The following is a 13020-nucleotide window of genomic DNA, read 5'->3' as shown; positions in this document are numbered from 1 at the left end:
GGGGAATTTGTGGGTAATTCAGGACAATTTATATCTTCAAGGATGGGGTGCGTAGAACAAATACATTTTGTTGGAATTGGTGGTGTAGGTATGTGTGGTATTGCTGAAGTATTACACTACCAAGGATATCGTATTACAGGTTCTGATTTAGGTGAAGGCAGTACGGTACAAAGGTTAAAATCTTTAGGAATCCCTGTTTACATGGGGCATAAAGCGGAACATATAAAAGGTGCTGATGTTGTAGTTCGTTCTTCAGCAGTTGGTATGAATAATCCCGAAATTATGGCCGCTCGCGAACAAATGATTCCAGTAATTCCACGAGCAGCGATGCTTGCTGAACTCATGCGCTTTCGTCATGGCATTGCTGTGGCTGGAACTCATGGCAAAACGACAACAACAAGCCTGGTAAGTAGTCTTTTGGCTGAAGGTGGGTTAGATCCAAGTTTTGTGATTGGTGGAAAATTGAACAGTCTGGGTGTTAATGCTCAACTTGGTCAATCTCCATATTTTGTTGTTGAGGCCGATGAAAGTGATGCGTCATTTCTCTTCTTAAAACCTATGATGGCTATAGTAACCAATATTGATGCAGATCATATGGATAACTATGAGAATGATTTTAATAAATTAAGAACAACTTTTCTTGAATTTTTACACCATTTGCCTTTTTATGGGTTGGCAGTGGTATGTATTGATGACCCAGAGGTGCGCAAGATCCTCTCGGCTATTGAACGACCTACATTAACTTACGGGTTTGCTGAGGAGGCTCATTACCGAGCGACTAATTGGACGCAAAATGAACTAATTAGTGAATTTACGGTAGTACGCCCCGTACCGTATTCCTCATTAAACATTCAATTTCAGTATCCTGGTCGTCACAATGTGCTAAATGCCTTGGCTTCTATTGCGATCGCGACCCAATTAGGTGTGGATGATGCTTCGATTATACGTGCCTTAGCAAAATTTCAGGGAGTAGGTCGTCGTTTTCAAATGTTAGGCGAGAAAAAATTTGAGCATGGTACGGCTCTTATCGTCGATGATTATGGCCATCATCCCCAAGAAATATTCTCAACCATCGATGCGTTTCGACATGTTTGGCCCAATAAGCGTCTTGTACACGTCTTTCAACCACATCGGTATACAAGAACTCAATCCTTGCAAGATCAATTTGTTGATGTGTTAAGTCTTGCCGATGAATTGTTCTTATTTGATATTTATTCTGCAGGGGAACCCGAAATTCCAGGGATAACCAGTGAGAGTCTGGCACAAAAAATTAGAGGTAAAGATAAAAAAGTAACTCTTGTAAATGAGCAATCGCTTAAAGCAAAGCTGAATCAGTTGATTAAAGATGGCGATGTGATTCTGATGCAAGGTGCTGGGAGTATTGGTCAAATTGCTGTGAACTTGATGAAAGAAGTGTGAGGGCAACATGAGTCCAACAGAGAATGATTGTGGTCTTGTAGAAGCTGAACTTCAAGGCAGTTTGCTCTATAATGAGCCTTTGGCGGAATATACAACCTGGCGTGTCGGGGGGCCTGCTGCCAAGCTATATAAGCCAAAAAATATCCCTGATCTCGCTTTATTTCTTCGTCAGCTGCCTGAAACAGAACCTTTACTGTGGTTAGGATTGGGCTCCAATTCTTTGATTCGCGATGGTGGATTTTCAGGAACAGTGATTCTGACTCAAGGATGTCTAAAAGAAATGGCACTCTTAGACACGCAGACTGTTAAAGTCGAAGCTGGGGTATCGTGTGCGAGCATGGCTCGTTTTTGTGCGCGCAATAATTTGTCTGGTGGCGAGTTTTGGGCTGGAATCCCAGGGACCATGGGAGGGGCATTACGAATGAATGCTGGTTGTCATGGTGGTGAAACCTGGCAGTTTGTAGTTGAACTGCAGACCATGACTCGAAACGGTGAAATAAGAATTCGTAAACCTGAGGAATATGAAGTAGCGTATCGACATGTTTCGGGACCTCCTGATGAGTGGTTTATTTCAGCCACATTTAAATTAAATCCTGGTGATAAAGAAACTTCATTACACGCTATAAAAGATTTGTTGGCTCATCGGGCAAATACACAACCAACTAATGAATACAATTGTGGGTCAGTGTTTCGAAATCCTCCAGGGAGTTTTGCAGCTCGGCTAATTGAATCTTGTGGATTAAAAGGGTTCAATATCGGAGGTGCAGTGGTTTCTCAGAAGCATGCTAATTTTATTATCAATCATCAAGGCTCAGCAACTGCTGCAGATATTGAAGCATTGATACATTTGGTACAAACTAAAGTTCGTGAGCAGACAACAATTGAGTTGATGCGCGAAGTTCATATAATCGGAGACCGTTAATGTCCAAGCTTCTCAATCTAGTTCTGCTTTATGGTGGAAAATCAGGAGAACATGAAATCTCATTAATTTCAGCTGCTTCTGTTCTTGCACATTTGGATGCGAAACAATATAACATTATCCCTGTAGCAATGGATAAGGATGGATTATTTCATCTTCATCAATATCAAGATTTACTCGCTTATAAAGAAAAACTCCCAGTAGTCACAGAACACTCCAAACCTATGCCAAGCTTATTTATTGATGGACGTTTATCTGTTGATGCTGATGTGGTTTTTCCCGTAGTCCACGGCCCTTTATATGAAGATGGATGTTTGCAAGGAATGCTTGAATTATCAGGTGTTGCTTATGTTGGTTGTGATGTACTTTCGTCATCCATTGGAATGGATAAAGATATGGCAAGACGTATCGTCTGCGTCAATGGTTTAAAATCAGCGAACTATAAGCTTTTCTCATGGCATACCCCAGCAACTGAACGACAACGTTTTTGTCAGGAAGTTGCAGAAGAATTTGGCTGGCCTTTATTTGTTAAACCGTGTGCAATGGGATCCAGTGTAGGCATACATAAAGCAAAAAATATGGCTGAATTACTCGTAGCAGTTGATGATGCATTACGTTATGACGAAGAGATTTTGATTGAATCATTTATTCCTGGACGAGAAATTGAATTGTCAGTATTGGAGAGTGCTGTACCTGCAGGAGCTCCAAGAGTCAGCATTGCTGGTGAAATACGTGTTAATCATCCTGATGGTTTTTATTCTTATTCAGCGAAATACTTAGAGAGTGGACAAACAGATCTAATTATACCCGCTCCTTTAAGTCAGTCTTTGTATGAGCAATTAAAAAAGGCAGCCGCAGATATTTTTATCCGATTAAAATGTAAGGGTATGGCGCGCATTGACTTTTTTGTTAATGACAAAACCGAAACGATTTATTTTAATGAGGTAAATACCTTACCTGGTTTTACTTCGATTAGCATGTATCCAAAACTATGGCAGGCAAGTGGTTTAACTTATCCTGAGTTGCTGGACGAGTTGATTCGTATTGCGACGGTACATCAGAATTGCCGGCGACATTTAGTAACCAATTATCTGTGAATGCCATGAATAAAAATAGGGATGTTGATTCCGGGAATTTGCGGTATATCTCTTGGTTATTGGTACTCAGTTTAAGCGCCATATTCTTAACTTGGCGATTAGGCTATTATTATGTGTCCGATGCGGAGCGGTTTCCAGTCACTACAATCAAAATTGCTGCAAATTATGAACATGTTACACATAAAGAATTGGAAGGTATATTATCAAAACACTTGAGCAATAGCTTTTTTACTTTATCGGTAAGAGCATTGGAGAGTGAATTAAATGAGCTGAACTGGATCGACACTGCTACCGTGGAGCGTGTTTGGCCAGATACATTAAAAATAAGGCTCGTTGAAAAAAAACCAGTTGCGATTTGGGATAATGCCTTGATGACTGAGGACGGCAGGTTATTTAATGAGGGTGCTGTACCAGAGGGTCTAAACTTACCACGATTAAAAGGACCACTATCTCAACAAGCAGAAGTCTTACAAGTTTACGAAAAATTGAGTAAGATATTATCAATATATAGTTTAAACGCTGCTGGACTGCATCTAAGAGAAAACCAATCTTGGGTATTGTTTTTAGGCAATGGTGTAAAAATATATTTAGGAAAGAAAGAGTTAGAAGAACGATTGCTGCGTTTTTGTAAAGCATATCCTGCGGTATTTGCAGAAAAAATTGAGCAATTGTCTAGCGTGGACCTGCGTTATCCACGTGGTATGGCGGTGCAGTGGAAACAACAAACGGAACGATAATGGCAAAAAAAATAGAAAAAGATATTATCACTGGATTGGATATAGGAACTTCAAAAGTAATTGCATTAATTGGAGAAGTTACCTCTGACGGTGCAATAGAAATTATCGGAATAGGTCGTCATCCCTCTCGTGGTTTAAAACGTGGTGTTGTGGTTGATATAGAGGCTACTGTGAATTCCATTCAACGTGCTGTTCAGGAGGCTGAACTTATGGCAGGTTGTGAGGTGAGAACTGTATATGCAGGTATTGCTGGTAGTCATATTCGTAGCTTGAATTCGCATGGTATCGTTGCCATTCGCGATAAAGAAGTATCGCAGGCGGATGTAGAGCGTGTAATTGATGCCGCAAAAGCAGTAGCAATTCCTGCAGATCAAAAAATTCTGCATGTTTTACCTCAGGAATTTATCATCGATCAACAAGGTAGCATCCGTGAACCTATAGGAATGGCAGGAGTACGACTTGAGTCGCGTGTGCATATAGTCACCGGTTCAGTAAGTGCTGCACAAAATATAGTTAAATGTGTGCGTCGTTGCGGTTTAGAGGTAAATGACATCATTCTCGAGCAACTTGCTTCAAGCCATGCTGTATTGACCGATGATGAGAAAGATCTGGGTGTTTGCCTGATTGATATTGGCGGTGGTACTACAGATATTGCGATATTTTGTGAAGGTGCAATTCAGCATACAGCCGTAATTCCTATCGCAGGTGATCAAGTAACCAATGATATCGCTATGGCTTTACGCACACCAACAAAAGCGGCAGAATCGATTAAACTGAATCACGCGGTTGCATTAACCGAATTAGCCAATTCAGATCAAATGTTGGAAGTGACCAGTGTTAATGATAGACCTGGAAGAAAAATATCAGCTAAAGCCTTATCTGATGTTGTTGCAGCGCGATATGAAGAGCTATTTACTTTAGTACGAAATGAATTACGACGCAGTGGTTTTGAAGATAGAATGGCTGCAGGCATTGTGCTAACTGGCGGTGCTGCTAATGTGAGAGGAGGCATTGAACTTGCAGAACTTTGTTTTGAAATGCCAGTGAGAAAAGGTTGTGCTCATCATGTTTCTGGATTGGCTGAAGCAACCGAAAATCCTTCATTTGCTACAGGCGTAGGATTGTTGTTGCAAGGTTATCAGCAACAGTATGAATCAAACTACAATGTACCTAAAATGAGTGATAATACCCAGAGTTTGTGGGCACGTATGAAAGAATGGTTCCAAGGTAATTTTTAGGTTTCAAACAACGTTTAAAAAATGAAAACTGGTAATCGACTCGACTAAAAGTGTACTGCCAGTTTTTTGTTAAAAGATTAAACATATGAGGGGAGCAGGGTTATGTTTGAATTAATGGAAGGCCAACACCATAGTAATAATGCAGTTATTAAGGTAGTTGGTGTTGGCGGTGGTGGTGGTAATGCCGTCGAGCATATGGTTGCAGAAAATATTGATGGAGTTGAATTTATCTGTGCTAATACTGATGCGCAGGCATTAAGAGGCTCAAATGCGAAAATACACATTCAACTGGGTGATGAGCTAACTAAAGGCTTAGGTGCTGGTGCAAATCCACAAATAGGTCGTGAAGCAGCAGAAGAAGACAGAGACCATATTCGCGAAATCTTAAGCGGCGCAGATATGGTGTTTATTACTGCAGGAATGGGCGGTGGCACTGGAACTGGTGCTGCGCCTGTTTTTGCGGAAATTGCCAAAGAATTAGGCATTTTAACCGTAGCCGTTGTCACTAAGCCATTCTCATTTGAGGGCAAGCAGAGGGCGTTAGCAGCCGAGGAAGGAATTCGGCGTTTAGCAGAACATGTTGATTCATTGATCACAATTCCTAACAATAAATTACTCAGCGTTTTAGGAAAAAACATTAGTCTTCTTAATGCATTCAAGGCAGCGAATAATGTGTTACTCGGTGCAGTTAAAGGGATCTCAGATTTAATTACTCGCCCAGGTTTGATCAACGTAGATTTTGCAGACGTACGTACTGTAATGTCCGAAATGGGAATGGCTATGATGGGTACAGGCAGCGCTGTAGGTGAGCAAAGAGCACGTCAAGCTGCTGAAGCTGCAATTGCTTCTCCTTTATTGGAAGATGTAAATTTTTCAGGTGCCCGTGGAATTCTAGTCAATATTACCGCTGGACTTGATATGTCAATTGGTGAGTTTGAGGAAGTAGGAGATGTAGTCAAAGAATTTATTTCTGATGATGCAACTGTAGTAGTAGGAACAGTTATCGATCCAGAAATGACGGATGAAATGCGTGTAACTGTTATTGTGACAGGTTTGGGTGATGGAAGACAACGTTATCAGCAAGCACAACCACAACACGGACATCGTGCACGTTTGATTGAAACAACGCGTAGTGATGGTTCTTTAGATTATCAGCAGTTAGAGAGACCAGCCCTTGTTCGCAAACAAGCTCAAGCAAATATGTCCTCTTCTATAAAACAAAATAGTGAGAGTATTCCAGATGTAGATTATCTTGATATTCCTGCGTTTTTACGTCGACAAGAAGAGGTGTAAATAATCTGATCCTTCCTCTTCATAGTGCTGAGGAAGGGAAATTTAAGTCTTTGATACAAAAATAATTAGACTAAATATTAAAATATTGATACGATCACGAAGTTTTGCGTGCAAAGTAAAACTAAAAAATGATGAGGAACAAGGTGAGCACTGAATGACAAAACAAAGAACTCCTAAAAAGGTGATCCAGGCAACTGGTGTTGGATTGCATTCCGGTGAAAAAGTGCTTTTAACCTTGAGACCTGCTCCTGTGAATACAGGCATCGTTTTTAGAAGAGTAGATCTTTCACCTGTAGTAGAAATACCCGCGTCATATGAGAATGTGGGTGACACTATGTTATGTACCACATTGCACCAGGGGCCTGTTAAAATCGCAACCGTGGAACATTTACTCTCTGCTTTGGCAGGGCTGGGCATTGATAATGCTTACATTGATGTGAATGCTCCAGAGTTGCCAATTATGGATGGTAGTGCGGCTCCTTTTGTTTTCCTGATTCAATCAGCAGGTATACGCGAGCAAAATGCACCCAAAAAGTACATACGTATTCTCAAGCCTATTCGTGTAGAAGATAATGGGAAATTTGTTCAATTTTATCCTTATAATGGGTATAAAATTTCCTTCACCATTGATTTTGATCACCCGGCTTTCAATGATAAACCACAAACAGTAAGTTTTGACTTTTCTACAACTTCTTATGTCAAAGAGGTTTGCAGAGCACGTACGTTTGGATTCCTCTCTGATTATGAAAAATTAAGAGAATGCGATTTGGCAAAAGGCGGAAGTTTGGATAATGCCATAGTTGTTGATGATTATCGTGTTCTCAACGATGATGGACTTCGTTTTGAGTCAGAGTTTGTTTCTCATAAGGTATTGGATGCAATTGGTGATCTGTATCTGTTAGGTTCTAGTTTGATTGGCGCATTCGAAGGTTATAAGTCAGGACATGAGCTGAATAACAGATTATTACGTGAATTAATGGCAAGACAAGACGCTTGGGAATATACTTATTTTGATACGGAAGAATATCTCCCTGCAATGCAAACTGAATTTTATCCTGTCGAAGCGTAGGAAAATGTAGCCTGGGAGTAACCTGTCTCTTGGTCACATGGCATTTTTTTGCTAAATGGTGCACAAGTGTAAGGTGAAGATGAGTCATAACCCAGGAAAACTGGACTACAGCGATTATTGGTTATGGTTTTGCCTCCACCTGGCTAGGTTTATTTAGATTCTTAGTGAGTTAACAATAAATAATTGGTGGAGAGTTGTGGTATGAAACTTTATAGTAGCCTTTTTGCTTTTGCTTTGTTGTGCAGCTCCTCAATATATTCTGCAAACACCGAACCACAAAAAATAACGGAACAAGCACTTCATTTGGATTGGTTGGATACCAATACTTCACCGAGTAAGAATTTTTATTCTTACGCAGTGGGTAATTGGCAAAAAAACAACCCAATTCCTGCTGATTATTCAAGCTGGGGAAGCTTTAATCTTATCAATGAAAAAGTCCAAGATATTATTCACCAGATGTTAATCAATGCATCAAAAAATACCAAAGCTAAACCAGGTAGCATAGAGCAAAAAGTAGGTGACTTTTATTACAGCGGTATGGATGAAACCAGCATCAACCAATTGGGTATCAAACCATTACAACCTGAATTTGATCGCATTAATGATTTAAAAAATTTGACGGATCTACAAAGTGAAATAGCACATTTGCATCGCATAGGTGTAGGCGTTTTCTTTAATTTTGGAAGCATGCAAGATTTTAAAAATAGTGAAGAGATGATTGCTGCTGCCATGCAGGGCGGGTTAGGTTTGCCTGATCGCGATTATTACCTAAAAGATGATGCTAAGTTTAAACAAATTCGTGAGGCTTATATCAATCATATTGCTAAAATGTTTGAGCTATTAGGCGATTCTCCAGATAAAGCAGCAGCTGATGCCAAGACTGTAATGAAATTAGAAACACAAATGGCTAGGTTTTCCATGTCTCAAGTAGATCAGCGCGATCCTCATGCGATATATCATATTATGGATAGAGCCCAGCTTGCCAAAGTGACCCCCAATTTTTCTTGGCCTGCATATTTTTCGGCAATGGGACAAGCTCAAATAAAAAGTATGAATTTAGCAATGCCTGAGTTTTTTAAGGATATGAACCAACAATTAAAAACTGTTTCTTTAGAGGATTGGAAAACTTACTTGCGTTGGCATTTAATTGATGCTTTTGCTTCGTACTTATCGAAACCTTTTGTCGATCAAAATTTTAAAATGGTAGCGGTTTTGACTGGTGCTGAGAAAATATTACCTCGATGGAAACGGGTTGTCGGTACAGAAAATGGAGCTTTAGGTTTTGCCATAGGAAAAATGTATGTAGAGCGCTACTTCTCTCCCGAAGATAAAAAACAGGCTTTGGACATACTCAAAAATATTCGCGCAGTTTTGCGTGAGGACATCAATTCTTTATCATGGATGACTCCTGCTACGCGTAAGGCTGCATTGAAAAAACTTGATATGATGGAAGAACGAGTTGGTTATCCTTCTAAGTGGTGGGATTATTCCAAACTGGTAGTTAATCGAGGACCCTACGTATTAAATGTAATTCGAGCCAATGAATTTTTAACCCAACGCGATCTTAATAAAATTGGTAAACCTATAGATAGAACTGAATGGGTTATGACACCACAAACGATTAATGCATATTATGATCCCTCCATGAATAATTTAAATATTCCAGCGGGCATTCTCCAACCACCATTTTTTGATCCTAATGCACCTGCTGCATTAAATTATGGAGCCATTGGCTTTGTGATGGGACATGAAATGACTCATGGATTTGATGATCAAGGTGCACAATTTGATAGTCATGGTAATTTAAAGAATTGGTGGACACCAAGTGATTTAGAAAAATTTAAGGCGGCAACACAATGTATTGTGACTCAATTTTCACAATATGATGTAGGTGATGGTTTGCATGTACAAGGAAAACTGGTTGTAGGAGAGGCTACTGCTGATTTGGGAGGAATCACTCTTGCCTATAGAGCCTTCAAGCATTCTGACGCATATAAAAATGCACCTACAATTGCTGGTTTGACGCCGGACCAGCAATTTTTTATAGCAACAGCACATGTTTGGGCAATGAACATTCGACCGCAACAATTGCGTAACCAAGTAACTACTGATCCGCATCCTCCAGCCCAATATCGAGTGAATGGGAGTTTGGCTAATATTCCCCAATTTCAGGAAGCCTTCCACATTCCGAATGACAGCCCTATGGTGAATAAAAATCGTTGTGTGATCTGGTGATTAAGCGCTCATCCTGAATATTCAGGATTGAGCTTGAACAATTTAATTGAAGTGAAAAATAAAATAATTAAATTGCTTCCATTATGGACATTGGTTAGACTGTCTGCACCGTTTATTTATAATCACAATCGTGGAGATAATAATGACGAAAGAAGAAATGATCTGCCGTATTGTACGTTATGTAACACAAAGACCAAGTACTAAAAAAGCATGTTGCGGATGATTAATTTATCCGCTCTGCTTGATTATAAAAATAAAGCGGTACTAAACCATTTTCGCCAGCGTCATCCTGAGTTTTCTGAGCAAGAGAGTCAGGTCTTATTCGCGGATTTATTGTCCTGGATGTGGCTTAATGTGCAAAGGGCAAAACAGGGCAAAAAAACCTATCTTTTTGGTCCATTACTTATTCTTGATGAGCTATGGCATTCCTTTATTCTTCATACTCGAGATTATATTGATTTTTCAATACACTATTTTGATACTTATTTTCATCATGATGTTGAACCTATTGGTCAAGAACATGTGATGGAAGAGGATGAGTTGAATGACTACTTGCACGATTGTTTTACTTATCTTGGTTCAGAATGGGTAACACGTCGTTTTGCACTAGCGCTCAATATGGACCTATTTTGAAAATAGCATTGTAGCCTGGGTGCAGCGCAGCGAAACCCGGGTTCCGCTGCGCTGCACCCAGGCTACAATGCATAAAAAGTGAAAGATCCCTTCATGACCTGTTATCTAAAGGCTGCTTAATCATCACCATCAGCCAAATGCAACAATGCTTTTTGTAATGGTTCATAAGTACAACTTTGACTTTCACTAACGATGATCGCTTTAGCTTTTTCTGATAATCCATGTTTTTGAGGCTGCCGCGATTTTTCATTATGAATTTTGGCTTCAACAACAGTCACTTTAATTGAAGAAAGCTGATACATACCTGCTTCTTTACGTAATTTATCACGCAGTTCAGGAATCGCATACCGTAGTTGCGATGCCCAGGCGGCATCAGTAGTTGTTAATAACAAACAACCCTTATTAAAACTTCCTACCTGACATTCATTTGCTAAAACTTCAGGTAGAATGAGCTTGATTTTATTTGTTAGCTCTTCCAATTGAACAGAGCGTTGGCAAAGGTCAGCAAGTTGTTTATTAAGGCAACGACTGATTGAGCGCATTTTTCGATTCTAAAAAAAATTAAGAGAGTTAGTATATACTTCATACGAAGTATAGAATAGCAAATTCAAGCTAAATGCAATATTATAATTTTTTAGTAAATAATTCAGGATTATAGGTGAATCCATGTTTGAGAAGCCATACGACAGTAATGTTATTTTTTTTACACGAATGCATTGGATAATATTTCTTTGGCCAGTTCTTGCCTTATGCGGTGCTTTGGCAATCGTATTTTATGTAGAACTGGAGATTTTACAAAAAATTGGATACGGTTTGGCTGCGTTAGCTTTGCTATGGGTAGGAATGACGTGGATGACCTATTATTTTTCTTCAGTCACGATCAAGAAAAATCATGTTATTATCCGCACCGGGGTTGTTGTAAGACAAACGATTGATATTCCATTAAGCAAGATTGAAGCAATCGATATTCGTCAATCGATCTTAGGCAGTATGTTGAGCTATGGGATGATATCCATTACTGGAACTGGTGGCACACGCCGCATTATTAATTTTTTGCATCACCCGCTGACGTGCAGGCGCTACATTGAGCAGCTTTTGGGTGAGTTGAATCAACAAAAAGATTAAGCTTATATTCGTGTGAATGAAGAGAAATTAAAGATTTAATAGCTCAACCTAGGTTAAGACTTCGTCTCTACCTAGGCTTTAAATTTTAGCTCTTTAATGAGAGATTAAATTAAATTCTTGCGAGCAGCTCTGCCTTGGTTTTTTCATCAACAAAAGCCGATTCTATAGCCATATGAGTGATTTTGTTCATTGTCTCATCACTGTAGTGATACGATTTTTGTACACGTTGATATTCTTGGCCCAGCGTGGTGCTCATAAATGGCGGATCATCTGAACTGATGCTGATTTTGATGCCTGCGTCATAAAATTTAGGTAAGGGATGTTCGTTCATATCTTTGAACAAACCCAAAAAGATATTGCTTGAAGGACAAACTTCTAAAGTAATCCCTCTCTCTTTTACCATGGCCATTGTTTCAGGTGAATAAATTGAATTAACTCCGTGGCCTATACGTTGGATTGGAAGACTCTCCATTGCTTCAACCATTCCGCTTGCAGGAGCAAATTCACCTGCATGTACCGTACATTGCAATCCCGCATCGGCTGCAATGCGATATGCTTTACTGAAAAGTTTCGGAGGAAATTTTGCTTCATCCCCGCCTAGACCAAAGCCCGTGACACATGGAAACCTATCTTTATGAGTTTGTTGCGCAACGTGCTCTACTGCTTGGACGCCAAAATGACGAACCGCAGTAATTATAATACGTCCTACTATATTAAATTGTTCCTCAGCATCGTCAATTGCTTGTTGAATTGCAGCTAAATGTTCTGCAGAAGGAATTTTGCTGGAGAGTTCGGCATGATCAGGTGAATACATCATCTCGACATAAATAGCGTCTTCCTGTGCGCGGGCTCGTAAATAATCTAAGGTAATATCATAATAATCCTGAGGATGCCGAATCACCGCCGCAAGCGTATCATAAACTTTTAAAAAATCGAGAAAGTCTTTGGATAAATAGCTTTTCCCATCTGAAGCGACAAGGCCTTCAGGCAGAACTAAGTTATTACGTGCAGCCAGTTGTGCTGCTAATTTGGGAGTGATGGTTCCTTCCAAATGGACATGTAACTCTGCTTTTTTTAAACTCATCTTCAGCCCCTAATTTCAGTTATAGCGCCACCCTCTAAGCTCTATACATCGTTGCAAGCTCGTTCGGCTCAGTCATGTACTTTTGTGTACACTCCTTCACCTCACTTTACTTGGCCTTGTCTATAACTTAGAGGATAACGCTATAGCACGTTTAAACTACTTTTTCTAGGA

12 protein-coding genes are annotated in these 13020 nt (G+C 39.8%); 10 read left to right on the top strand and 2 right to left on the bottom strand.

The window, feature by feature from the left end; genetic code table 11:
• The first annotated feature begins 9 nt into the window (after positions 1 to 9).
• The 9 genes from murC (at position 10) to Lani_RS04780 (ending at position 10640) form a co-directional block, all read left to right on the top strand.
• Positions 10 to 1419: a UDP-N-acetylmuramate--L-alanine ligase gene (murC, locus tag Lani_RS04820; RefSeq protein WP_019233514.1), complete on the top strand. Its 1410-nt coding sequence runs from the start codon at positions 10 to 12 to the stop codon at positions 1417 to 1419.
• A gap of 7 nt (positions 1420 to 1426) precedes the next feature.
• Complete coding sequence (gene murB / locus Lani_RS04815; protein WP_019233515.1) at positions 1427 to 2341, top strand: UDP-N-acetylmuramate dehydrogenase; 915 nt, start codon at positions 1427 to 1429, stop codon at positions 2339 to 2341.
• A complete protein-coding gene (locus Lani_RS04810; RefSeq protein ID WP_019233516.1) occupies positions 2341 to 3435 on the top strand; it encodes a D-alanine--D-alanine ligase family protein in 1095 nt (364 codons plus the stop codon). The genes murB and Lani_RS04810 overlap by 1 nt, the downstream gene beginning before the upstream one ends.
• Positions 3436 to 3440: 5 nt before the next feature.
• Positions 3441 to 4172, top strand: a complete 732-nt coding sequence (locus tag Lani_RS04805) for a cell division protein FtsQ/DivIB (protein ID WP_019233517.1) — start codon at positions 3441 to 3443, stop codon at positions 4170 to 4172.
• Positions 4172 to 5410 (top strand): cell division protein FtsA, encoded by a 1239-nt coding sequence (gene ftsA / locus Lani_RS04800; RefSeq protein ID WP_019233518.1) that lies wholly within the window; start codon positions 4172 to 4174, stop codon positions 5408 to 5410. The genes Lani_RS04805 and ftsA overlap by 1 nt, the downstream gene beginning before the upstream one ends.
• 102 nt (positions 5411 to 5512) lie before the next feature.
• Positions 5513 to 6703, top strand: coding sequence for a cell division protein FtsZ (gene ftsZ, locus Lani_RS04795; RefSeq protein WP_019233519.1), 1191 nt, complete (start codon positions 5513 to 5515; stop codon positions 6701 to 6703).
• Between the two features lie 154 nt (positions 6704 to 6857).
• On the top strand, positions 6858 to 7772 hold the full coding sequence (gene lpxC / locus Lani_RS04790) for a UDP-3-O-acyl-N-acetylglucosamine deacetylase (protein WP_019233520.1): 915 nt from the start codon (positions 6858 to 6860) through the stop codon (positions 7770 to 7772).
• 201 nt (positions 7773 to 7973) lie between these two features.
• Entirely contained in the window at positions 7974 to 10007 is a 2034-nt protein-coding gene (locus tag Lani_RS04785; RefSeq protein ID WP_019233521.1) for a M13 family metallopeptidase, read from the top strand.
• A gap of 219 nt (positions 10008 to 10226) precedes the next feature.
• Entirely contained in the window at positions 10227 to 10640 is a 414-nt protein-coding gene (locus Lani_RS04780; RefSeq protein ID WP_019233522.1) for a glycine-rich domain-containing protein, read from the top strand.
• 116 nt (positions 10641 to 10756) lie between these two features.
• Here Lani_RS04780 and Lani_RS04775 read toward each other — a convergent pair whose 3' ends face one another.
• Entirely contained in the window at positions 10757 to 11182 is a 426-nt protein-coding gene (locus Lani_RS04775; protein WP_019233523.1) for a DciA family protein, read from the bottom strand.
• Positions 11183 to 11306: 124 nt separating this feature from the next.
• Here Lani_RS04775 and Lani_RS04770 point away from each other — a divergent pair, with 124 nt between their 5' ends.
• On the top strand, positions 11307 to 11765 hold the full coding sequence (locus Lani_RS04770; protein WP_019233524.1) for a PH domain-containing protein: 459 nt from the start codon (positions 11307 to 11309) through the stop codon (positions 11763 to 11765).
• A 109-nt stretch (positions 11766 to 11874) separates the two neighbouring features.
• Here the strand turns inward: Lani_RS04770 and Lani_RS04765 are convergent, their stop codons facing one another.
• A complete protein-coding gene (locus Lani_RS04765) occupies positions 11875 to 12849 on the bottom strand; it encodes an adenosine deaminase (protein ID WP_058388419.1) in 975 nt (324 codons plus the stop codon).
• Between the last annotated feature and the right edge of the window lie 171 nt (positions 12850 to 13020).

This window comes from Legionella anisa (genome assembly GCF_001467525.1).
Lineage (GTDB): Bacteria > Pseudomonadota > Gammaproteobacteria > Legionellales > Legionellaceae > Legionella > Legionella anisa.
Note: the sequence above shows the minus strand (reverse complement) of the source record. Positions and strands in the feature narration are given on the sequence as shown.

What these genes read in the sequence shown, in the direction of transcription:
- ftsA (WP_019233518.1), top strand. Translation starts at nt 4,172, where the DNA reads ATGGCAAAAAAAATAGAAAAAGATATTATCACTGGATTGGATATAGGA.
- lpxC (WP_019233520.1), top strand. Translation starts at nt 6,858, where the DNA reads ATGACAAAACAAAGAACTCCTAAAAAGGTGATCCAGGCAACTGGTGTT.
- murB (WP_019233515.1), top strand. Translation starts at nt 1,427, where the DNA reads ATGAGTCCAACAGAGAATGATTGTGGTCTTGTAGAAGCTGAACTTCAA.
- Lani_RS04765 (WP_058388419.1), bottom strand. Translation starts at nt 12,849, where the DNA reads ATGAGTTTAAAAAAAGCAGAGTTACATGTCCATTTGGAAGGAACCATC.
- Lani_RS04775 (WP_019233523.1), bottom strand. Translation starts at nt 11,182, where the DNA reads ATGCGCTCAATCAGTCGTTGCCTTAATAAACAACTTGCTGACCTTTGC.
- Lani_RS04810 (WP_019233516.1), top strand. Translation starts at nt 2,341, where the DNA reads ATGTCCAAGCTTCTCAATCTAGTTCTGCTTTATGGTGGAAAATCAGGA.
- Lani_RS04785 (WP_019233521.1), top strand. Translation starts at nt 7,974, where the DNA reads ATGAAACTTTATAGTAGCCTTTTTGCTTTTGCTTTGTTGTGCAGCTCC.
- ftsZ (WP_019233519.1), top strand. Translation starts at nt 5,513, where the DNA reads ATGTTTGAATTAATGGAAGGCCAACACCATAGTAATAATGCAGTTATT.
- Lani_RS04780 (WP_019233522.1), top strand. Translation starts at nt 10,227, where the DNA reads ATGATTAATTTATCCGCTCTGCTTGATTATAAAAATAAAGCGGTACTA.
- Lani_RS04805 (WP_019233517.1), top strand. Translation starts at nt 3,441, where the DNA reads ATGAATAAAAATAGGGATGTTGATTCCGGGAATTTGCGGTATATCTCT.
- Lani_RS04770 (WP_019233524.1), top strand. Translation starts at nt 11,307, where the DNA reads ATGTTTGAGAAGCCATACGACAGTAATGTTATTTTTTTTACACGAATG.